The 21,928-nt window shown below is 52.0% G+C and carries 18 protein-coding genes and 1 pseudogene; 4 read left to right on the top strand and 15 right to left on the bottom strand.

Translation table 11 applies throughout. The features are described 5' to 3' along the window. Window positions 1–2: 2 nt before the first annotated feature. The 9 genes from NST96_RS07940 to citZ all read right to left on the bottom strand — a co-directional run bounded on the left by NST96_RS07940 (window position 3) and on the right by citZ (window position 10,238). The gene (locus NST96_RS07940; RefSeq protein ID WP_003387981.1) at window positions 3–428 is read right to left on the bottom strand and encodes a MarR family transcriptional regulator; all 426 of its coding nucleotides are present in this window, start codon (window positions 426–428) and stop codon (window positions 3–5) included. Window positions 429–605: 177 nt separating this feature from the next. Next, window positions 606–1,562, bottom strand: a complete 957-nt coding sequence (locus NST96_RS07935) for a VanW family protein (RefSeq protein WP_342405949.1) — start codon at window positions 1,560–1,562, stop codon at window positions 606–608. A gap of 108 nt (window positions 1,563–1,670) precedes the next feature. Next, window positions 1,671–2,759, bottom strand: coding sequence for a hypothetical protein (locus NST96_RS07930; protein ID WP_122958643.1), 1,089 nt, complete (start codon window positions 2,757–2,759; stop codon window positions 1,671–1,673). Window positions 2,760–2,933: 174 nt separating this feature from the next. Beyond that, window positions 2,934–3,590 carry a phosphate signaling complex protein PhoU gene (gene phoU, locus NST96_RS07925; protein ID WP_003387985.1) on the bottom strand — a complete coding sequence of 219 codons (657 nt, stop codon included), beginning with the start codon at window positions 3,588–3,590 and terminating at the stop codon, window positions 2,934–2,936. A gap of 102 nt (window positions 3,591–3,692) precedes the next feature. Beyond that, window positions 3,693–5,456 (bottom strand): ATP-binding protein, encoded by a 1,764-nt coding sequence (locus NST96_RS07920; protein ID WP_024983175.1) that lies wholly within the window; start codon window positions 5,454–5,456, stop codon window positions 3,693–3,695. Window positions 5,457–5,472: 16 nt separating this feature from the next. Then, window positions 5,473–6,168 carry a response regulator transcription factor gene (locus NST96_RS07915; protein ID WP_003387987.1) on the bottom strand — a complete coding sequence of 232 codons (696 nt, stop codon included), beginning with the start codon at window positions 6,166–6,168 and terminating at the stop codon, window positions 5,473–5,475. Window positions 6,169–6,672: 504 nt separating this feature from the next. Then, entirely contained in the window at window positions 6,673–7,611 is a 939-nt protein-coding gene (gene mdh / locus NST96_RS07910) for a malate dehydrogenase (RefSeq protein WP_003387988.1), read from the bottom strand. A 78-nt stretch (window positions 7,612–7,689) separates the two neighbouring features. After that, window positions 7,690–8,973, bottom strand: coding sequence for an NADP-dependent isocitrate dehydrogenase (gene icd / locus NST96_RS07905; RefSeq protein ID WP_003387989.1), 1,284 nt, complete (start codon window positions 8,971–8,973; stop codon window positions 7,690–7,692). Between the two features lie 152 nt (window positions 8,974–9,125). Next, window positions 9,126–10,238: a citrate synthase gene (citZ, locus tag NST96_RS07900; protein WP_003387990.1), complete on the bottom strand. Its 1,113-nt coding sequence runs from the start codon at window positions 10,236–10,238 to the stop codon at window positions 9,126–9,128. 422 nt (window positions 10,239–10,660) lie between these two features. Here citZ and ytvI point away from each other — a divergent pair, with 422 nt between their 5' ends. Beyond that, entirely contained in the window at window positions 10,661–11,791 is a 1,131-nt protein-coding gene (gene ytvI, locus NST96_RS07895) for a sporulation integral membrane protein YtvI (protein WP_003387992.1), read from the top strand. Between the two features lie 164 nt (window positions 11,792–11,955). Beyond that, window positions 11,956–13,286 (top strand): IS1182 family transposase gene (locus tag NST96_RS07890; RefSeq protein WP_122958896.1). Its coding sequence is split into 2 segments (ribosomal slippage): window positions 11,956–12,496 and window positions 12,496–13,286, totalling 1,332 coding nucleotides; the frame shifts between segments, so codons are not numbered across the junction. A 135-nt stretch (window positions 13,287–13,421) separates the two neighbouring features. Here the strand turns inward: NST96_RS07890 and NST96_RS07885 are convergent. Together NST96_RS07885 and NST96_RS07880 are read right to left on the bottom strand one after the other, a co-directional pair. Beyond that, window positions 13,422–13,820 carry an FxsA family protein gene (locus NST96_RS07885; RefSeq protein WP_003387993.1) on the bottom strand — a complete coding sequence of 133 codons (399 nt, stop codon included), beginning with the start codon at window positions 13,818–13,820 and terminating at the stop codon, window positions 13,422–13,424. A 2-nt stretch (window positions 13,821–13,822) separates the two neighbouring features. Next, window positions 13,823–14,254, bottom strand: coding sequence for a thioesterase family protein (locus tag NST96_RS07880; RefSeq protein WP_003387995.1), 432 nt, complete (start codon window positions 14,252–14,254; stop codon window positions 13,823–13,825). Window positions 14,255–14,448: 194 nt separating this feature from the next. Here NST96_RS07880 and NST96_RS07875 point away from each other — a divergent pair. Continuing rightward, window positions 14,449–14,685 (top strand): annotated as a pseudogene (locus NST96_RS07875) (NIPSNAP family protein); the annotation flags it as partial. A gap of 51 nt (window positions 14,686–14,736) precedes the next feature. Further along, complete coding sequence (locus tag NST96_RS07870; protein ID WP_031932235.1) at window positions 14,737–15,225, top strand: NUDIX hydrolase; 489 nt, start codon at window positions 14,737–14,739, stop codon at window positions 15,223–15,225. Window positions 15,226–15,288: 63 nt separating this feature from the next. Here the strand turns inward: NST96_RS07870 and nrdJ are convergent, their stop codons facing one another. The 4 genes from nrdJ to accA all read right to left on the bottom strand — a co-directional run bounded on the left by nrdJ (window position 15,289) and on the right by accA (window position 21,926). Further along, window positions 15,289–17,544, bottom strand: a complete 2,256-nt coding sequence (nrdJ, locus tag NST96_RS07865; protein WP_003387997.1) for a ribonucleoside-triphosphate reductase, adenosylcobalamin-dependent — start codon at window positions 17,542–17,544, stop codon at window positions 15,289–15,291. Between the two features lie 459 nt (window positions 17,545–18,003). Next, entirely contained in the window at window positions 18,004–19,758 is a 1,755-nt protein-coding gene (gene pyk / locus NST96_RS07860; protein ID WP_003387999.1) for a pyruvate kinase, read from the bottom strand. A gap of 31 nt (window positions 19,759–19,789) precedes the next feature. After that, on the bottom strand, window positions 19,790–20,749 hold the full coding sequence (gene pfkA, locus NST96_RS07855; RefSeq protein ID WP_251237812.1) for a 6-phosphofructokinase: 960 nt from the start codon (window positions 20,747–20,749) through the stop codon (window positions 19,790–19,792). A 220-nt stretch (window positions 20,750–20,969) separates the two neighbouring features. After that, window positions 20,970–21,926 carry an acetyl-CoA carboxylase carboxyl transferase subunit alpha gene (gene accA, locus NST96_RS07850; protein WP_024983173.1) on the bottom strand — a complete coding sequence of 319 codons (957 nt, stop codon included), beginning with the start codon at window positions 21,924–21,926 and terminating at the stop codon, window positions 20,970–20,972. Window positions 21,927–21,928: the final 2 nt, after the last annotated feature.

The raw sequence follows: 21,928 nt of genomic DNA, 5'->3' as shown, positions 1-21,928 counted from the left end.
CCTCAGCTTTCTTTCTCTAGTTTGGTGATCAGAGTCTCCAAGGCGCGAACGATTTGCCCCAGCTCTGCATCAGAAAAGTCGCTAAACAGTGTACTGTAGTACGCTTCAGAAAAGATCGGCAGTTTTTCGAATTGCTCCCTCACTTTATCCGTCGAGCGAATCCAGACAACGCGGCGATCTTTTTCATCTCTTAGACGTTCTACCAGCTGCTCTCTCTCCAACCGATCAATGATGCCTGAAACCGTACTGTAAGACAGATCGACAGCCTTGCTGATCTGGCCGATGGTGAGCATTTCATCTTTAAGATGCCGCAAAACCATCAACTGCGGATAGGTCAATCCGACTTTCTCCAATTCTCTGGCAGCAATCATGTTGATCGTCTTGTTCAGGCGTTTTAAAAGGTCGCGGATGACCACTGGCTTGTTCATGGCTTCCCCCTTCTGATCAATTTATTTCGCACACGAAATTTTATCACACGAAATACTATACGTGTTTTCGTTTATGATTACAACCTTTTTTTGAATTGCATTTGAATAAAACTGTCTTCTGTTGAACATTTTTTTCTTTAAAAACGAGGAAGACAGCCCCCTGGAGCAGGTGCTGTCTTAAACTGGAAGCTGCGAACTGACAACTGTCGTACCCTTATGCGAAACAGGACCGGCTGGCTCTTCTTCCGGAAGCTGAAACTGTACGCTTGGCACATTTCTCGGTTCGTATTCAATCTCCGGGAATGAGTGAATCGTCACCATCATGCTTCCATTCGCGGAATAAGCACGGATCAGGATCGGATATGCGTATTTGTTCTGGAAGACGAAATCGGGGCCATACCAGCTTACGGTAGCATCCCTGCCTGGAGGAACATACGGCACGTTGCGGCTGTGCGAATACCTTTTCACGATATGTAGGCCAGCTTTGTCAACTGCATTGAACAGAGTCGAAGAAACCTGGCAAATCCCGCCGCCAATCCCCTCCGACAGTTCTCCTCTGACGATAATCGGCGCTTCGAGATAGCCTCTGCTTTTCGTTCGCTTGCCCACCACTTTATTGAAAGAAAACGTTTCTCCCGGCAGAACGACATAGTTGTTGATCGCTTTCGTAGCCAGCTGTATGTTATGAGAGCGATTGTGGTTTCGCGGATTAAAATACGTCGTGTATTGACCGATCCTGCGCTTGCGCACCTGCTCCAGCAAAGCGCGGTCCACACGCGGAAGCACATCGCGCAGGACAGGGGTGATCTGGGCCGGGCCGTTTCCGTAAAAGTAGGCATACACCTGGCCCCAAAAGGCCTTTTCATCCAGAGCTTGTCCTCTCTGTTCAGCGATAATCTGCCCTCGCTTATTGATAGCGGCATCTACCGGTGCCCGATAGACTTGAGCCGCAACACTTTTTCGCACCTCATCCAGCCTCGCCTCGTCTATCAAAGGGACGCCCGAAAGCGGCAATGTGTAATCGGCGCGATCCAGATAGGCAATCGGGGTTCCCTGCCAGACGATCCGGAGGAAATCGGTTGCGTCCAAGGGATGCACAAGAAGCATCAGTGCCATGACAAAAGAAAAACCCATCCGGCTGCTCACCTCCTTGGCATAGTATGAGCAGTCAAACGGGTTTCATGCGAATGGTCCGTTCTCCAGTCGGCCTCTCTGGCCGACTGGCTGTCAGTTTCAAGCAGGCTATCTGTCAGACCCCAGTTGGCTGGAGATCGCTGCCTCAAGCTCTGCGAGTTTTCTTTCGTCTGTCGCTTCCTGATAGATCAGAGACAAGCGGATCCGGCATTCCTCTGCCGCCTTCAAGCAGGCAGTGCCTCTTTTCGTCGCCTCCTTGTAACGCTTCTGGAAGGTGGCGATTTGACTTTGATACCGCTCATCCGTCCCTGGCTGGATTGCCCTCTCGTACATGTCGATGACCTCATCGGTTTCCCGCTCCGGAAAGTATTCATGCGGGGCTGTACTGTCAAAGATGGCGAGACCCCGTTCCGGCAGGACCACCATATCCAGGCTGTTCGGGTCCAGGCCGCAGTGGTATACCTCCGCATCAAATCCCCGTCTCTGCGCTTCTGCGACCAGGCGCTTCAAGATCGTGGATTTGCCCGATCCCGGCCTTCCTTTTATCAAATACCGCTTCGATACTTCCGCTGTCAGGTTGGGGACGAAATCCTTCGGACCCGCAGAAGTGGCTGCTCCCAAATACATCCGTCGGACTCGGGCTCTCTTCGCCGCTGTATCCTCACCGAAAAACAGGCGGATCACTTCGTCGCCCACCTGATTCGCCTTTTCCCGGTCGAGGTGGGCGATAAAGATACCCTCCCATTCATCGTGAATCCGCAGCGCTTCCGCAAACGCTTGGTGCGCCTCCAGCGTGCTTGCCTCGATCCGCTCGAGCAAAGAAACGATTTCTTCGCGATGAGACGCAAGCTTTTGTTTATCCACAGCATCTTGCAAATTGACATAGGTCTCGATCAAGCCGGGTCCCTCGGGCTTGAACTGGCGCGGGTATCCGCCGTCAACTACTGCTGCACTCCACTCCGGTATCACTACGCCATCAAAGGCTCCATTCACAAAAGGAGAGTGAATCCATTCGACCCGCTGGCCAAGTCGAATCGCCTGTTCTCCGATTTTTTCGATTAACCTGCTGGCGAGTCCCTCTGCATCGCCAGTAAGAACAATGCGCCGATCGATCCCGGTCAGTATCGCGTTCAAAAAAGACCGATACCCTCTCGCTGTATTTCCGCCTGCATAAATATGACGCTCGTTGACGCTCATGGCAATCCCTCCTGTAGAACTAAAAGCAAAATCAGCTTCCCGATATCGTATGCAGCAGCCGCCCATTAGGCGATTGTACCAATACGGACGTGCCGGCGTTCAGTAACAGCTTGCAGGCAAGCAAAAAGGCCGCTCTGCGATGCAGTCAGCGGCCTTCTTCCCGAGTCTTCTATTCTAATTGTTCAGATCGGTCATTTTTCCGGTGCTCATGTAAATAATCCACTCGCAGATGTTGGTCACATGATCCGCGATCCGTTCCAGATACTGTGCCACCAGCAACAGATGCGTGCCCTGCGAGATCGACTGTCCGTTCTTGGTCATCACGTCGATGAGATCCCGGAAAATCGTCGAAAACAATTTGTCGACAATGTCGTCGCGGGCCGCAATCTCTTCTGCCGCCTGCTTGTCAATCCCGATATAGGCATTCAGGCTGTCCCGCACCATCGCCTTGACATGATCCGCCATCAACGGAATATCGATCAGCGGCTTCACATACGGCTCGGCCATCAACCTCCGCGTAGTCTTCGCAATCGAGACCGCGTGATCGCCCATCCGCTCCAAATCGGTCACCAGCTTGAGCATCGTCCCCAGCCGCCGGAGGTCTCCGCCGACCGGCTGTTGCAAAGCGATCATCTGAAAGCAGCCGACCTCGATCTCGTGCTCCAGCTCGTTGATCAGGTGGTCGCTGGCGATGACTTGCTCGGCCAGTTGAACGTCACGCTCGACCAGGCTTTTGATCGATTTATGAATAGCTTCCTCTACTAGCGTCCCCATCGACATCAGCTTGCGATGCAAGCCGTCAAGCTGTTCTTCGAAAGCATGTCGCGTCATACCCTGTTTCCCCCTCATTTGTCTGTCACGACCATGGTACAAGGGGAATGTATACCGGGAGTAAAGGGAGTGTTATCTTTGTGTAAATGTTTCAAAAGCTCTCTACCATTCGATCGGCAGTGTCACTGTAAAGGTGCTGCCCTTTCCTTCCACGCTCTTCACCGTGATTTGCCCGTGGAGGCTTTCTACCAGATGCTTGACGATGGCAAGGCCCAATCCCGTGCCGCCCGAGTCGCGGCTGCGCGCTTTATCGACCCGATAAAACCTTTCAAAGATCCGCGGCAAATCCTGTTCCGGGATGCCGATGCCCGTGTCTGTCACCTGGATTTGCACGTGCCTGCTGTCCTGACGAAGCTCAAGCGTAATAGCCCCGCCCTCCGGCGTGTAGACGACAGCGTTGGTCACGAGATTTAAAATAATCTGCTGCAGACAGTCCTTGTCGGTCGTGAGCGTGATTCGCGGCTCTGCTTTGGGCAATGTGATCGAGATTTGCTTGCGCTGCGCCTGGTCTTGCAGGAGCGCAACGGTCGAGCTGATCAGGTCCTGAACATTGACCTGCACCAAATTCAAGGAAATTCGCTTCTGCTCGATTTTGGAGAGGTCGAGAATGTCCCGGATCATCCGATACAGTCTCTCGCTCTCATCAGAGATGATCTGCAGGAAATTGCGGCACGTCTCTTCGTCCTGCATCGCTCCGTCCAGCAGTGTTTCCGTAAAGCCCTTGATGGATGTGATCGGCGTCCGCAGCTCATGCGAGACGTTCGCCACGAAATCGCTCCGCATCTTTTCCAGACGGCGTACCTCGGTAAAGTCGTGCAGGACGACAACGACTCCTTTGGCTTCCCCTTTAAAGTTGATGTAGGGAGCAAAATTGACCTCAAGGATGCGCTCCTGCGGATAGTAAATATGCACTTCCTGCCGGAACTTTTCTCCGCGGTCCAGACAGCGGTCGATATACTGGCTTAGTCCGAAGCTTTTCCCCGCTTCGATGTGGAGCTTCCCGATCAAGTCGTTGGCCGAGGTTCCCAACAGCCGCTCTACCGCCGGGTTCACCAGCATAATCCGGCGCTGTTCCGAAATAAAAATGACACCGCTTGTCATATTGGTCAGCACACCCGAGAGTCTCTGCTGATTTTCCGAGATTTCGTACATCTGCTGCTCAAGGCTGGACGCCATGAAATTGATCGCGGTTGCCAACTGCCCGATCTCATCTTTTGCCTTGATCCTGACGCGGCTCTCGTACTCGCGCTGCGTGATGTTTCTCGCTACCCGCGTAATTTCTTCGATCGGCCTCGTGATGTTGTAAGAAATGCGGGAAACGACGATCGAGCCGAGCACCAGGGTAACGAGCAATCCCGTCACCAGGCTGTACCACAGATTGTGTACCGTGTCGGTAATATCCTGCATCGACATCGCCGAGCGGACCGCACCGATAATTTGATCTTCGACAACGATCGGAACCGCGACATACATCATTTCGTAGCCCAGCGTCTCGCTGTAATGTCTGTCTATGCCCGTCTCCCCGCGAAGCGCGGCCGAAAACTCGGGACGGTCGGCGTGGTTCTCCATTCGCTCCTGTTCATACGTATTGTCAAACAGCACGCGGCCTGTACGGTCTATCAAGGTAAGCCGCACCTCTTCTCCCGGAGCCACCTGTTCCACCCTCTTGGCCAGTGTAATTTCGTCACTGAGCACTTCCGGGCGGACCGCCTGCGCTACCAGCTTGGATTCGCGGGTCAGAAGCTCGCTCAACGTCTCCAGGTAGGAACGCTCCAAAACCTTGGCAAAATACATGCCCATCAATAATAAGACAAGAGAAATCAGTCCGAGAATCGTGAGGGTGAGTTTGATCCGAAATCGCGTCAAGGAATCAGTCCCCCTGTCATCCTTCCAGCTTGTAGCCTAGGCCGCGAACGGTTTTGATATAACGGGGACTTTTCGTGTCTTCCTCCAGCTTTTCGCGCAAATGGCTGACATGCACGTCGACGATCCGCGAGTCGCCGATGAAGTCGTAATTCCAGACGGCATTCAGCAATTGGTCCCGAGTCAGGACTCTGCCGTGATGGCTGGCGAGATAATGGAGCAGTTCAAATTCCTTTGGCGTCAGCTCCACCTTCTCACTGCCTCGAAACACTTCGTATTTTTCCGGATAAATCCTGATTTCCCCAAATTGCAATACTACCTCGTCCGGGGCGGCCGCTGCCTCGGAAGATGTCTGGGTACGGCGAAGAATCGCTTTTACCCGGGCGATCACTTCTCTGGGGCTGAAAGGCTTCGTCAAGTAATCATCCGCCCCCAGCTCGAGACCAAGGATTTTGTCCAGTTCATCGTCTTTGGCTGTCAGCATCAGGATCGGCGTGTTGTTGCGCTCCTGGCGCAATGTTTTGCAGACGTCCATGCCTTCCATCTTGGGCAGCATCCAGTCGAGAATAATAAAATCAGGCTGCTCCGTGCGAGCCATATCCAGGGCCTGCTTTCCGTCACAGGCAGTTATTACTTGAAAACCGGCTTTTTCCAGGTTGAATTGCAGCAATTTGACGATAGACGCCTCGTCGTCTACCACTAAAATCTTTGTCATTATGTTTCCCCCCTACGCTGCCGTCCTCGGCTCTTCTCTAGTGTTCTCACGTTCCAGTCTGCCAAATCCAGCTTAGGTAAGACAAGTAATTTTTTTGTAAAGATGTTGTTGGGGCTGTGGTGGAGGAGATGAAACAGGAGAAAACTGCTGCAGGTTCGGTGGGACACTTGCTGGGGGCGGGGGGGTGTCCGGCGCCAAAGCAAAAGCGGAACCGCGTCCAAAAGCAGCAGGTTCATTGATGTCTCTCAGAGTTGGACGCTGAAAGCGTGTTCCGCTTTTGCTTTGGTGCCTGGGTAGTGTCCCAAAGACCTTTGCCGTTTTCTCCTGTTTCATCTCTACAGCCATAGTGGTTGGAGGGGGTGTTTTTAGCAGATACAGGAAGCATAAGGGTGAAAGCGATTCGAAGATGAGCAGGCATGAATCATTGTTAACTTTTTTCAGGAAAAATCAAAAGACGCCCCCTTGGGAGCGTCTTTCACTAGTAATAGCTATTGCGGGACTTTGTTATTGCAAAACCTTCATGACATTGCGCACGGAGTCGGCGGATTTGTCGAGGGCGGCTTTTTCTTCCGCCGTCAGTTCCAGCTCGATGACTTTCTCGATGCCTTTTCCGCCGAGCAGGGTTGGCACGCCGAGGTAGATGTCATTGTAGCCGTACTCGCCTTCCAGATAAGCGATGGAAGGCAGAATGCGTTTTTTGTCCTTCAGAATGGCTTCTGCCATTTGAACGAGAGAAGCAGCCGGCGCATAGTAAGCGGAGCCGTTGCCCAGCAGGTTGACGATCTCTCCGCCGCCTTTGCGGGTACGCTCGACGATCGCGTCCAGGCGATCCTTTGGAATCAGCGTTTCCAGCGGTATACCGCCCGCATAGGAGTAGCGTACCAACGGGACCATGTCGTCGCCGTGGCCCCCCAATACAAAGCCGGTAACGTCTTCTACGGACACGTTCAGTTCCATCGCTACAAAGGTACGGAAACGGGCTGTATCCAGCACGCCGGATTGGCCGATTACGCGCTCTTTCGGGAAACCGGACGTTTTGAAGAACGTGTAGGTCATCGCATCTACCGGGTTGGACAGAACCAACACGATGGAGTTCGGAGCGTGCGTTTTCACTTGCTCTGCAACGGAGCGCATGATGCCTGCGTTGGTGTTGACCAGATCGTCGCGGGACATGCCTGGCTTGCGGGCAATCCCAGCCGTGATGATGACAAGGTCAGCATCCTTGATTTCCGCATAGTCCGCTGTGCCCGTGATGCTGGAGTCAAAACCGAGGACCGGAGAAGATTCCATCATATCGAGCGCTTTCCCTTTTGTCGGGTTTTCCAGTTGCGGAATGTCTACCAGCACGACATCTCCCAGTTCTTTTTGAGCCAGAATGAATGCTGTCGTTGCACCAGTGAAGCCGCTGCCGATCACTGCGATTTTTTTGCGTTGGAATGCCATATAAGGTCGCCTCCATAGCATTGCTTTTTGTTGGTTTGCTAATGGTCCCAGAAAGCCTTTTTGCTCGGTACTTTACACTTACATGTTTTTGATCAGGGCGTCAGCGAACTCGGAGCATTTCAGCTCGGTTGCGCCTTCCATCAGACGTGCGAAATCGTAGGTTACGGTTTTCGCGGAAATTGTTTTTTCCATGGAGTTGATGATCAGATCTGCCGCTTCGTTCCAGCCCAGGTGACGGAGCATCATTTCGCCGGAGAGGATGACGGAAGACGGGTTCACTTTGTCCAGACCGGCATATTTCGGAGCAGTACCGTGAGTCGCTTCGAAGATTGCGTGTCCAGTCAGGTAGTTGATGTTTGCGCCAGGAGCGATACCGATACCGCCTACTTGTGCAGCCAGCGCGTCGGAGATGTAGTCGCCGTTCAGGTTCAGTGTAGCTACTACGTCGTACTCAGCCGGACGAGTCAGGATTTGCTGCAGGAATGCATCGGCAATCACGTCTTTTACGATGATTTTGCCTGCTGCTTCTGCTTCTTTTTGCGCTTTGTCAGCGTCGCCGCCTTCTGCTTTGATGCGGTCGTATTGCGCCCATGTGAATACTTTGTCGCCGAATTCGGCTTCAGCTACTGCATAGCCCCAGTTTTTGAACGCGCCTTCGGTGAATTTCATGATGTTGCCTTTGTGTACGAGGGTTACGGATTTGCGCTTGTTGTCGATCGCGTAGTTGATCGCTGCGCGAACCAGACGCTCGGTACCTTCTTTGGAAACAGGCTTGATGCCGATACCGGATGTTTCCGGGAAGCGGATTTTCTTCACGCCCATTTCGTTTTGCAGGAAGTCGATTACTTTTTTCACTTCCGGTGTACCTTCAGCCCACTCTACGCCAGCGTAGATGTCCTCGGTGTTTTCGCGGAAGATCACCATATCTGTCAATTCAGGATGTTTTACCGGAGAAGGAACGCCATCGAAGTATTGAACAGGACGTACGCAAGCGTACAGATCGAGCTCCTGGCGCAGCGCCACGTTGATGGAACGGATTCCGCCGCCGACTGGTGTAGTCAGAGGGCCTTTGATTGCGATCAGGTATTCGCGAACAGCAGTGAGGGTATCCTCAGGCAGCCACTCGCCGTATTGGTTGAAGGATTTTTCACCTGCGAATACTTCGAACCAAGCGATTTTCTTTTCGCCTTTGTATGCTTTTTCTACGGCTGCATCCAACACGCGAACAGATGCATTCCAAATATCAGGACCCGTACCGTCCCCTTCGATGAACGGGATGATCGGGTTGTTCGGTACTACCAGTTTGCCGTTATCTACTGTGATCTTTTGGCCAGAAGTTGGCTGCGACAAGTTTTTAAACACAAGAAATCCCTCCAGTATATGGAAAATAATGGTAGAAAAATATTTCCAGACGTAGGAGAACTACCACACTCGGTGGTAGTTCTCAAGCAGGTGCTTAGGAGTGTGGGCCCGCTATGGTGCCGCCTCCTCCACGATCGGAATAGCAAGGGTCATTAGCGGCGGTCGATTGGCACGTAGTGCTGGTTGACCGGTCCAGTGTAGTCGGCGCGCGGACGGATCAGGCGATTGTTTTCGTACTGCTCCATGATATGCGCAGTCCAGCCGGACATTCGGCTAATCGCAAAAATCGGCGTGAACAGATCGCTTTCCAGTCCGAGAGCGGTGTAAACGGAAGCGGAATAGAAATCGACGTTTGGCTTGAGGCCTTTTTCGCCAGTCACCATTTCTTCCACCTTGACGGACATCTCATACAGCTCTGGACGTCCGATTTGAGCGGTGAGCGCTTTGGACATTTGCTTCAGCCATTTCGCGCGCGGGTCTCCGTCTTTGTACACGCGGTGTCCGAAGCCCATGATTTTGTCCTTGTTGTCCAGCTTTTGACGGATGTAGGATTCCACATTGTCCATGGAACCGATTTCTGCCAGCATGGCTGCTACAGCTTCGTTGGCTCCGCCGTGCAGAGGGCCCTTCAATGTGCCGATCGCCGAAACGATACCGGAATAGATATCGGTCAAGGTCGCTACAGTCACACGCGCTGCGAACGTAGAAGCGTTGAACTCGTGGTCCGCATGCAGAATCAATGCTACGTCAAATGCTTTTTCTGCGGTTTCGGTAGGCTCTGCACCAGTCAGCATGTACAGGAAGTTTTTTGCAATCCCGTAAGACGGATTCGGAGCGACAGGTTCCAGTCCCTTGCGCATACGTGCATACGCTGCGATCAGGGTTGGGGTTTGAGCCATCAGGCGAATCGATTTCCGGTAATTGGCCTCAGGAGTCATGTCCTGCGCTTCTGCGTCGTAGAGCGCTAGCGAAGAGACAGCTGTGCGCAACGCCGCCATCGGGTGTACGCCTTTTGGATAGGCGCGAATGCTGTCGATTACCTCTTTCGGTACCGCAGCATTTTCGCCCAGTTGCTTTTTCAAAGCATCCAGCTGATCGCGCTTCGGTAGGGCTCCATGCCAGAGCAGGTACACAACCTCTTCAAAGGTAGCGTTTTCAGCGAGCTCGTCGATGTTGATACCTCCATAGCAAAGTACCCCATCGACAATCGAACAGATCGAAGATTGAGCGGCGACCACGCCTTCAAGTCCGCGAGTAGCTGTCATGTAACTCTCTCCTTTTCCACTCTAAGCTATATGAAATTGTCCTGGTGGTTCCTTTTACGACCACCCTCCGCACATGAATGATTGACAAATCGGCTTACATAATCATTCGCTTTTATAAAAAACGCGTATATCAGGGAGGAGAGACCCACGGGTCCTGCTGCTGCATGGTTATAAAAAGAATCCAACCATAATTCGACACAATTATAAAAGATTATTGCGATTTTGTGAATGATAAATGTACAAGATGCAAAAAAGCCGGTGTATATGGCAAAGCTTGCTTGCACCTACCAGCATACTGCATAATAGTTACAAAGCGGTCACGATCGTTTTTCACGCTGATCGGAGGGACAGCCGCCTGGAAACATTTATGAAAACAACGAATCCATCTCTCTATTCCTCCGTGGATAGAAAGGAGAGTACTATTGAACCGGCATAACTGGGTTGAACGCCTCTTTCAAATCATTCGGTTTTTATGGGTTTGCCTTGTCATTTATCTCGGCTTCAAGCTCATTGTATTCGCATCACCTTTACTGTACCCATTTCTAATCTCCTTAGTCATCGCACTTGTCATTCATCGGCCTGTGACGTTTTTGACCAGAAAGGCCAAGTTCCCCCGGTGGCTGTCCGTAACGATCGCCCTCCTTCTTTTAATCGCGATTTCCGGCGGCGTCGTCACGCTCGTCATCACCGAGACAGTCGTAGAGATTGGAGAATTGGCGAGAAAGCTTCCCGGATTTTCCAACGAGCTTGCTCAATACCTGCAGCGGACGATTTCCCAGGATTTTCTGACCGGCCTGTATGAGCAGATTCAATGGTTCTACTCGCATCTGGACCTTGCGTACAAGGATAAATTGGACAACACGATCAGACAGGGAATTACATCGATTACGCAAGCTGGACAGCAGCTCATTGTGCAGTTTCTCGATGGCTTGAAAAACTTCCTCGTGTCGCTGCCGAACCTGGCGACAGTGTTCGTGATTTCCTTGCTCGGCGCATTTTTCATTGCCAAGGATTTCTTCCTGTGGGAAGAGCGCTTCAGAAAGCTTCTCCCAAACGGCGTCAACAACCGGCTTGACGAGATTTTCAAGGATCTGAAAGCCGCTTTGTTCGGCTTCCTCAAAGCCCAGCTTACGTTGATTTCGTTGACAGCTGCCATCGTCATCATCGGCCTTTTGATCCTGCGGGTCGAATACGCAGTCACGATCGGACTGATTACCGGTCTCGTTGATCTGCTGCCGTACCTTGGCACAGGGACGGTATTTATCCCGTGGATCATTTACCTGTTTTTCAAAGGGAACTACAGTCTGGTCATCGGCTTGTCGATCCTGTACGGAGTCGTGCTGATATTCCGGCAGATTATCGAGCCAAAGGTCGTTGCCGAAAACGTCGGATTGGACCCGCTGCTAACGCTGGTCGCTCTGTTCGTCGGCTTGCAGATTTTCGGATTTCTCGGCCTCATCATCGGGCCTGTTTCCCTGGTGTTGATCAACGCGCTTGTAAAGGCGAAAGTATTTACCGATATTTGGAGGTACATCAAAGGGACCGAAACGTAAGAAAAAGGAGGCGACGGCCTCCTTCAGGCTGTCGAGAAAGTCGACAGCCATTTTTATTTCCCTGTATTTTATGACGACACCGCGTTAATGCGTTATAATATTCTTGTAATTACATTTACTGGCGGGTGATTATTGTGCTTTCCTCTAATGAAAAAAAGCAACAAATGCAATATGAATTTGTATGCCTTGATGAGTTGGTCCCGGAGGACCATTTGCTACGAGTTATTCAAAAGCATGTAGACTTCTCTTTCATCCGAGAAAAAGTACGCCAATACTATTGTGAAGATAACGGTAGACCAGCCATTGATCCGGTGGTTTTATTTAAAATGATTTTCATTGGATACCTTTACGGTATCCGGTCAGAAAGACAACTCGAAAAGGAAATTCAGACGAATATCGCTTACCGCTGGTTTCTTGGCCTTTCACTAACAGATCGAGTTCCAGACCACACTACCATCAGTTGGAATCGTCGAACTCGTTTTAAAAACACAAATGTTTTCCAAGAGATTTTTGATGAAATCGTTCGCCTTGCTATCCAACATCGCATGGTTGGCGGACGTGTTTTGATAAGTGATTCCACTCATCTGAAAGCAAATGCGAACAAACGTAAATTTAAGAAGCATGTTATTGAAAAATCTAGTCGAGCCTACCTTAGTGATTTAGAAGCAGCCATTAATGAAGACCGTGAAGCACACGGAAAAAAGGATTGAAGCCTAGAGAGGATGTGAAGGAAGAAAAGGAAATCAAGGTGAGTACTACTGATCCGGACAGTGGTTACATGGTTCGTGACGGAAAGCCTGAAGGCTTTTTCTATCTCGATCATCGGACAGTCGATCATAAGTACAATATCATAACTGATGTACACGTGACTGCGGGTAACGTTCATGATTCTGTTCCTTATGTAGATCGGCTACAACACCAAATTGAGAAGTTTGGGTTTACAGATACCATTGAAGCCGTTGCATTGGATGCTGGCTATTTAACTACTCCAATCTGCAAGGCTCTGCACGATCTAAATATCTTTGCCGTCATTGGCCATCGAGCTTTTTCACCTGTTAAAGGCCTTATCGCCAAATGGCGGTTTAAATATGATCCCGAAAAGAATGTCTATATTTGCCCCCAAAAACATGAGCTTGCTTATTCGACAACTGACCGTAACGGATACAGAATGTATAAGTCAAATAAAGAAATATGTAAGGCATGTCCGATGCTCACTATGTGTACACGGTCAAAAAATCACCAAAAGGTGATAACCAGGCATGTATGGGAAGAGAGTAAAGAATGGGTTCGACAGAACCGCTTAAGTAAGTCAGGAAAATACCTATACAGGTTGAGATACCAAACGATAGAGCGAAGTTTTGCAGATGCCAAAGAACTGCATGGACTTCGCTATTGTAGGTTGCGCGGACGTGAAAATGTCCAAGAGCAAGCGTTGCTGACAGCAACCGTTCAAAATATAAAAAAGATAGCACTCCACCTTGCAAAGGCATGTTAGGTGTGGTGCTATCTAAGACTTCCAGCACTTCGTGCTCAATTTTATTGTTATGAAAGAAGAAACTCCAACATATTGTGGGGTTTCTCGACAGCCTGAAGGAGGCGACGGCCTCCTTTTTTGCTTGTTTTTATGATGTCAGCGCCGGAAGAAGAAATGAACCCGCCCGGAAGAGATCAGCGACCACAGCCATCTTTTTATGAAGTGGCGAATAATCATCCGTGTATAGGGAACAAGGAAAATGACTCCGACAACATCGGAAAAGAAGCCTGGCATCAAGAGCATAATCCCGCCTGAGAGCACCAGCGCTCCGTCAATCAGGGTCTCTGTAGGCATTTGGCCTCGGGAGAGCTGCAGCTGGAGCATCCGCATGACCTGCAGCCCCTGCTGCTTGGCCAGCCACGCTCCGACAAAGCCGGTCAAAATCACCAGCGCGATCGTATACCATGGACCGATCACCTTTCCGACCGCGATCAGCCCCCAGAGCTCTACCGCGGGAACGACGATAAACAGAACAAGCAATATGCGAAAAAGCATGGCTATTTCCCCCCAGCACACCGCTCTTCCAGCAGCGCGTATACCTCCGGCACCACGCGGGCCAGCCGGATCGGCTTCATCTCCATCGTTGTAAACGCATGCTTGGTCTTGCCTGCAACGAGCAGTTGTTCGTCAGCCACCCGGTATATTTCATAACCGAACGTCAATCGGACCATAGACAGCTCCTCCAGCTGCGTCCTGATTTCCACCCAGTCATCGTACCGTGCCGGCTGCTTATACGATAACGAGACGTCTGTAACGGGCAAAAGGATTCCCTTTTCCTCCAGACTCCGATAGGTCACGCCAGTCTCGCGAATAAATTCAGTCCGTCCCACTTCAAACCAATTGAGGTAGTTCGCATGGTAGACCACTCCCATCTGGTCCGTTTCACTGTACCGAACACGTATCCGATGCGTATAAACAGTCGAGTTCAACGCGATCGCCCCTTTCTATCCTTATTGTATCACAGACAACACCTTTTCTACTTCTTTTGCCGACTCGATTATCGGCGTCGCCCTTTCGTCATTCCGCTTCTTTCCCAACCCGGCGGCTCCATCCGGGAAACGGTTTTTGCACTGTTGCGTCTATCATACAGTTGGAAAAAATAGAAAAAGAGAGAAGGGATCAAATGCTGTACCGCCGACGTACCTATCAAATTGATCCAGCCAGACAAGCGGCATTTCAGTCATTTTTCCAAGAATACCTGCTCCCTGCCCAGCTCAAGCACGGTGCCCGGCTGGTCGGACGATGGTCGACAGAGCGCGGCGACGAAGTGACTGCCATCTGGGAGTACGACAGCATGGAAGCGTATGAAAGAATCGAGAACGCTGTCAAGTCTGACGAACTGCATCGCCTGGCTCAAGAAAAGCGCAACAGCCTCGAACCGTTGTACCTGTCATGCAAACAGGACTTCCTGATTCCTGCCAGCACCTACAACCCGCCCAAGCACATCGTGGCAGCTTTCGGCTATATCACGAACGACGACGGCGAGGTCCTCCTGGTGAAGGCCCGAAATCGTCAGGATACATGGGAGCTGCCCGGCGGACAGGTAGAGGTCGGCGAGAGTCTGCTGGATGCTGTCATCAGGGAAATCAGAGAGGAATCCGGCATCGAAGCCCGGCTCACGGGCATCACCGGAGTCTATCACAACGTAAGCAGCGCCATCGTCGCTGTCGGCTTTCGCGGAGTCGCCATCGGGGGCTGCTTGCAGACATCGGAGGAGACCACAGATGTCCGTTTTGTCAAACTGACAGAGGAAAACCTGCATGAATACATCACCCGTCCCCAACTGGCCAGCCGTACGCTCGACGCCCTGACAAAAGGCTCTATCTGCCTGGAGATGTTTCGGCTGTCCCCCTATGAGCTGATCTACCGGATGGAAGAACCGACAGCCGCACCGCAATAGCAAAAACCGGAGCAGAACGATTGCGCCGTTCTGGCTCCGGTTTCTTCATATCCATGTATGCGATTAACGAATCGGGCAAGCCCCTGTCTCGCAAGAATCTGCCGTCGAAAGATCGGAGTCTCCCCCGCTTTCGAACATTTGCAGAATCGCCGGATCAAACGGCTTCATGCTCGCCTTGAGCGCTTCGTACTGTTCTTTCGTGCACGCTTCGTAAGGCGCCAGTTGATAGGTTCCTCCGTCCAGCTGCAGGAAGGATACCCCGACGAAGTTGTCCCAATTGCTGTAGACGATCTCCTCTACCTCGTCCCACTCCTCTGGACGGACGGTAATGGTGTTGGACGAGTTGTGCTCCGTGTACTCTTTTTGGAAACGGAAGTAGGTGTCAAACTGGCGTTTGGCGTTTACTTCATTTTTCGTCTCGCGCGCACCGGAAGCAACCGGGAAATCGATTACCAGCGTACGGGCATTAGCCATGCGCTCCTCATGGGTTTCCCCAGGCGTCCCCACCTCGGGATGAACCGTCCAGCCCAATGTCTGAACCGCTTTTGCCAATGGATCTTCGGCATTGATCCGAATCCGGCGAATGTAGTACGGAGAATGCGACCAGTGCAGACCGCTGGACACGCCTCCAGCTACCTGGGAGAGCGTTCCTTCCGGCTTTACTGTGGTCACCAGCAGCGGCGAGTTGACTCGCAGCTCATATGCATAACGGTCGGCCTCTTCGCGGGCTGCATTGCCGAGCAGGCGGAGCAGCTCGACTTCTTGTTCCTCCGTATATCCCAGCGATGCGATCGCATCCTTGACGCCTGTCAGAGAGGTTCCCAGCAGTCTGTCGCGCTGTTGAACGACATCCCAGTGAGGCAATTCGAGCGTCACCAGAGTCATGCGCAGGCCGGCACGTGCCGATTTGCGCTGTGCATCCAGAAGTCCGTCCAGATCGAGGTATTTGGAGCCGTCCGGACTCTCTTTTACAAATTGGACCAGGTTGACAGTCGTCAGGTTGCACACGCCGTAAGAGTCCAGCAGGATTTCGGCGCAAGGATTGAGGCCTTCCGCATTCGGACGGCGGCGGTTGGCTTCCTCCAGATTGACGAAGCCCGGTTCGCCCTCCAGCTGCATCATCGTGAATACGAGATGCAGGAACTCGCGGCTCGGCATTTGGTTGAACGCGATCGAGTTGTTGGACATGCGGCGGTGATCCAGACCGAAACGGCCGTCGCCCACCTTTTGGATGTTGTCAAACCAGGAAGGCTTTTTGTCGCCGAGCAGCTCTCCCACTTTTTGGTGATGGGCGATCTGCTGCTCTGTCCAGAAGCCGTTGATGCCGTATTTGGCAAACAGGCACTCATAGTCATCGTGGTCGAACAGGAAGATCTCTGCCGTACGGCGAACGCCGCCCACAACGACGTTTGCGCCGATCAGATTGCCGATATCGAGGACGTGGATCGGGCGAATCTTGCCGTAGCCTTTCTCGTCGACTTCGATCGGATCAAGGGAAGCGTCAATCTGGTTTTTCAGCACCTTGTCGATGCCTTCGAACATTTCGCGAAGCGGTTCATGGCCGCTGGCAGTTCCGCCAAAACGCTTCAGGCGCTCGCCTTTTGGCCGTACGCTGTTATAGGAAATCTTGACAGTATGAATTTGCTCATATGCAGGGTCGGTCAAAATATGCAGATAGTGGCGGAGCGATTCGACCCAGCCTTCCTTGCTGTCGCCAACGTAAATTTTGGCGTATCCGTTCCCCAGCACCTTCAGCTCGGAGCGCTCCAGTCGCTGATGCATCGGCAGCGGCTTGTACTCGGAAGAAAGCAGAGTGACATTCGTCCGGATCGGAGCCAAGCCTTCAGCCATTTGCTTTGTGCACTTGAAGCCCACTCCTGTTCCCACCAGCAGCAGGTAAAAGAGGTCGCACAAATCTTCCCAGGATTTGATGTTCAGGAAGGAGCAGTTGAAATTGGCCAGCGGATACAGATCGGCTACGCCATTTTCCGCGCCGCCAACCCAAAGTGTGCGTCCGGACAGGAATTGCTTCAGGTTGAACATGTTGTCAAACAGACCCTCGGCCTCTGTCTCCAATTCACGCAGATCAGGGGTGAGTCCGATTTTAATCATATGCTGGTAAGCCAGCTTCATATTGTAGTCGATCGAACGACGGCAGGTTTCTTTCCACGTCTCGCGTCTGCCGAGCTCAGGGATAAACCGGGAGTAGGTGCGATAGTAGACAAATTGCCCCAACGGGTTCATATGTAACGGAAAATCCGGGTATTGATTCAGGAAATCATCCCGCAGAAAACGGGTTCTTGTTTCTGTTGCCAGCATTTCGGTTCCTCCTTCTGATATAGCCAAACTACGTCCGATGTACCTGTCCGTAGCTACGCGCTTGTGCCCACATCTTGTCTTGCAATCTCTCTTTCTAGTTAACTATGTTTCCCCCAAAAACACAATAGATTTTTCTATATATTGTGCGAAAGATTTTTCGACAACACAATATATTGTGTTTTCCGCAAAAAACAGGACTTGACAAGCTTTTGCTGACAGACGATCAAGAGCAGGCGAAAATCCAATTTTACCAGATAAAATTGTGATTGGCACCCCTCGTCCGATAGGAACATATTCCTAATTGGACAAGCGTGCGACACAAAATACTCACTCCCGCCTCGAACAAACCATACTTTTCTCCTATAGACTACCAGCGGAAGATAGACAACAAGCACGACAAAGAGAGGGTACATATCGGCACCCTCTCCCCATTATATGGAAAACACTTTTGCCTAGTTCCTACAGTACGCGTGCATGTCCGGTGTAAATGTGGCCACGCTCTGCATCAACAGTCACGGTTTGACCGTCTTTCAGCAAGTCCGTAACCTTTTTGACGCCTACGATGACCGGTACGTTGAGGTTCAACCCGACGATTGCGGCATGGGACGTTAGTCCTCCCTCTTCCGTAATAACTGCCCCCGCTTTTTCAAATGCAGGCACCATATCGGAGTCTGTCCCGATCATCACGAGAACGCTCCCCGCTTCGGTCTTTTCCAATGCTTCAGCAGCCGAACGGGCAACGACAACCTTGCCACTCACGATTTTGCGGCCGATTCCCTGCCCTTTCGCTACAATGTCGCCAATTACGTGGATTTTCATCAGATTGGTGGTTCCGACCTCCCGTACCGGAACGCCTGCCGTAATCACGACCAAATCGCCGTGGCGAACGAAGCCGGCCTCCAGTGATTTCTGCACGGACAGCTCCAGCATCTCATCCGTTGTATTGGCTACTGTTCCGAGCACCGGATACACACCGTTGACCAGGGCCAGTCGGCGCATGACGCTCTCATGCGGAGTGACCGCCACGATCGGGGCCTTCGGACGATATTTGGACACCATTCGGGCAGTGTGTCCGCTTTCGGTAGCCGTAATCACCGCTGCCGCGTCCAGATCCAGCGCCGCATTTGACACCGCCTGGCTGATGGCGTCCGTGATCGTCACCTGTTTTTGCACCGCGTGAGCAAACAGAATTTCCCGGTAGTTCAGCTCTTGTTCCGCTCTGACCGCGATCCGGTTCATCGTCTCCACAGACTCGACCGGATACTTCCCTGCTGCCGTTTCGCCGGAGAGCATGATCGCGTCGGTGCCGTCAAAGATGGCGTTCGCCACATCGCTTGCCTCGGCCCTTGTCGGACGCGGGTTCCGCTGCATGGAATCGAGCATTTGGGTAGCGGTAATCACCGGTTTCCCCAGATCGTTGCATTTCTTGATCAGCTGTTTCTGTACGAGCGGCACTTCTTCTGCCGGAATCTCGACGCCAAGGTCGCCGCGCGCCACCATCAAGCCGTCGGCAACAGCGAGAATTTCATCGACATTGTCTACGCCTTCCTGGTTCTCGATCTTGGCGATGATGTCGATTTTGGCATGATGACGCTCCAAAATCTCGCGGATTTCCAGAATGTCCGATGCCTTGCGGACAAACGAAGCTGCGATAAAATCTACGCCTTGCTCGATGCCGAACACAATATCCTGTGCGTCCTTCTCCGTAATGCCCGGCAGATTGATCTTGACGCCGGGCACATTGACACCCTTTTTGCTCTTCAGTGTACCGCCGTTTTTGATCTCGCACACAATTTCGTTGCCTTCTACTTTTTCTACAAAAAGTCCGATCAAGCCGTCGTCGATCAGGATCGTGTCTCCAGCCTTTACGTCGCGGGGAAGCTCCGCATATGTAATGGAGACGCGTTCGGCTGTGCCTGCCACTTCCTCTGTCGTCAGGATCATCCGATTCCCTTCGACCAGCTCGACAGAGTCTACACCGAGTGTGCCTGTCCGAATCTCCGGCCCTTTGGTATCCAGCAGGATCGCTACCTGTTTGCCTGTCTCCTCGCACGCACGGCGAATATTCACGATGCGCGCGGCGTGCTCTTCATGCGAGCCGTGGGAAAAATTTAGCCGAGCTACGTTCATTCCTGCGTGAATCAGTTTTTTCAGCGTCTCGACTGATTCGCTGGCAGGTCCAATGGTACAAACGATTTTTGCTTTACGTAACACAAGAAGTCCCTCCTAAGCTATGTGCTCCCGATTAAATGGAGAGCGTACGTGCCAATTGATAGATGGATAAGTCAAGCTGATGCTTTTGTGAAAGTGCTTCCTGGAAATCGACGTCGACGATCGCATTGTTGCGAATGCCTACCATGCGGTCCCGTTTTCCTTCGATCAGCAGATCGACCGCTGCAGCTCCCATTCGGCTGGCGAGCATCCGGTCAAATGCAGTCGGCGAGCCTCCCCGCTGAATATGGCCAAGCACGGTTACACGCGTCTCCAGGCCGGTCAGCCTTTTGATCTCGTCAGCGTAATAATTCGCGCTGCCTACGCCTTCTGCCACGATGATGATCGTATGTTTTTTCCCGCGGCGGTGTCCCGATTCGAGCCGCTCTACGATATCCTCGATATCATTCTCCGCTTCTGGGATCAAAATAGACTCCGCCCCGGCTGCGAGACCTGCCCACAGGGCAATATCTCCGGCATCCCTGCCCATCACTTCAATGATGTAGGTACGCTCATGCGATGTGGCTGTGTCCCTGATCTTGTCAATGGCTTCGACAACTGTATTCAATGCGGTATCAAAACCGATGGTGAAGTCCGTGCAAGGGATATCGTTGTCGATTGTGCCGGGAATACCGATTGTCCTGACACCCTTTTCGGACATTTTCTGGGCCCCCCGGAAGGAACCGTCACCGCCAATGACGATCAATCCTTCGATTCCGCGTCTGTTCAGTTGATCCACCGCTTTTTGCTGCCCGACTTCGGTCTTGAATTCTTCACTTCGCGCTGAATAGAGGATGGTTCCGCCGCGGTGGATGATATCACCGACCGAGCCCAGCGTCATTTCCTGTATATCGCCATACATCAAACCCTCGTAGCCATGATACACGCCATACATTTGAATCCCGTGGTACGCGGCTCGCCTGACTGCTGCGCGCACGGCTGCGTTCATGCCGGGTGCATCCCCGCCGCTGGTTAAAACTGCAATTTTCTGCATGGAAACCACCTCATCCATTCTTTCCGTCATTAGGATGCCTTGAAACCAAAACAGTATGTACGATATTCCCTTTCTTACACGCTGTATTAGTCACAAGGACATATCTGTTACACTCACGGGAGCAATGTGCTATACTTTTAGAAAGATCTGACAAGTCCCGGTTACGAATACGATTGTATCAGATTTTATCGACAGAAAAAAGCAAAAAGCGCCCCCCATTTTAGAGGGAGGCGTAAGAACCGATCTGTTTAAATTTCTCGTAACGATCCTGTATCAATTCTTCTGGACTGAGCTGTTCTAGCTGTTTCAGCCCTTCCAGCAGCTTGGCCTTGACGAGAGAAGCTTGCAGCATCACATCGCGGTGAGCGCCGCCAAACGGCTCCTCGATGATGTCCTCGATAACTCCCAGCTCCTTCAGATCGGGAGCCGTGATCTTCATCGTTTCCGCCGCGCGCATCGCCAGACTGGCATCTCTCCACAGAATGGCCGCCGCGCTTTCCGGTGCGATCACGGAGTAATAGGAATTCTCCAGCATATAGACGCGGTTCCCCACTCCGATCGCCAAAGCTCCGCCGCTGCCGCCTTCACCGATCACGACACAGATGATCGGCACGCGAAATCTCGCCATCTCCAACAGGTTGCGGGCAATCGCTTCGCTTTGCCCCCGCTCCTCCGCCGCTTTCCCCGGATACGCCCCCGAGGTGTTGATGAAGCAGATGATCGGACGGCCAAATTTGTCGGCCTGCTGCATGATGCGGAGCGCTTTGCGGTAGCCTTCGGGATGGGCCATACCGAAATTGCGCTTGATGTTGTCCTTTGTATCTTTGCCTTTTTGGTGCCCGACAATGGTAACCGGACGTCCGTCCAGCTTGGCAATGCCCCCGACAATCGCCAGGTCGTCTCCGAATAAACGATCACCGTGCACTTCCAGAAAATCAGTAAAAATATGATCAATGTAGTCCAATGTGGTGGGTCGCTCCGGGTGACGGGCGAGCTGTACGCGCTGCCACGGCGTCAGGCTTCCGTAGATCTGTTCGGCCAAATCCTTGGCCTTCTGCTCCAACCGCGCTACTTCTTCGGAAAAATCAATCCCTTTTTCTTCGGTGAACCTGCGCAATTCCTTGATTTTATCCTGCAACTCCACCAATGGTTTTTCAAAGGGAAGTTCGTTCGCCATCT

The organism is Brevibacillus sp. FSL K6-2834, from assembly GCF_038592925.1.
Taxonomy (GTDB): domain Bacteria; phylum Bacillota; class Bacilli; order Brevibacillales; family Brevibacillaceae; genus Brevibacillus; species Brevibacillus borstelensis.
This window is presented reverse-complemented; position numbering and strand designations above follow the sequence as displayed.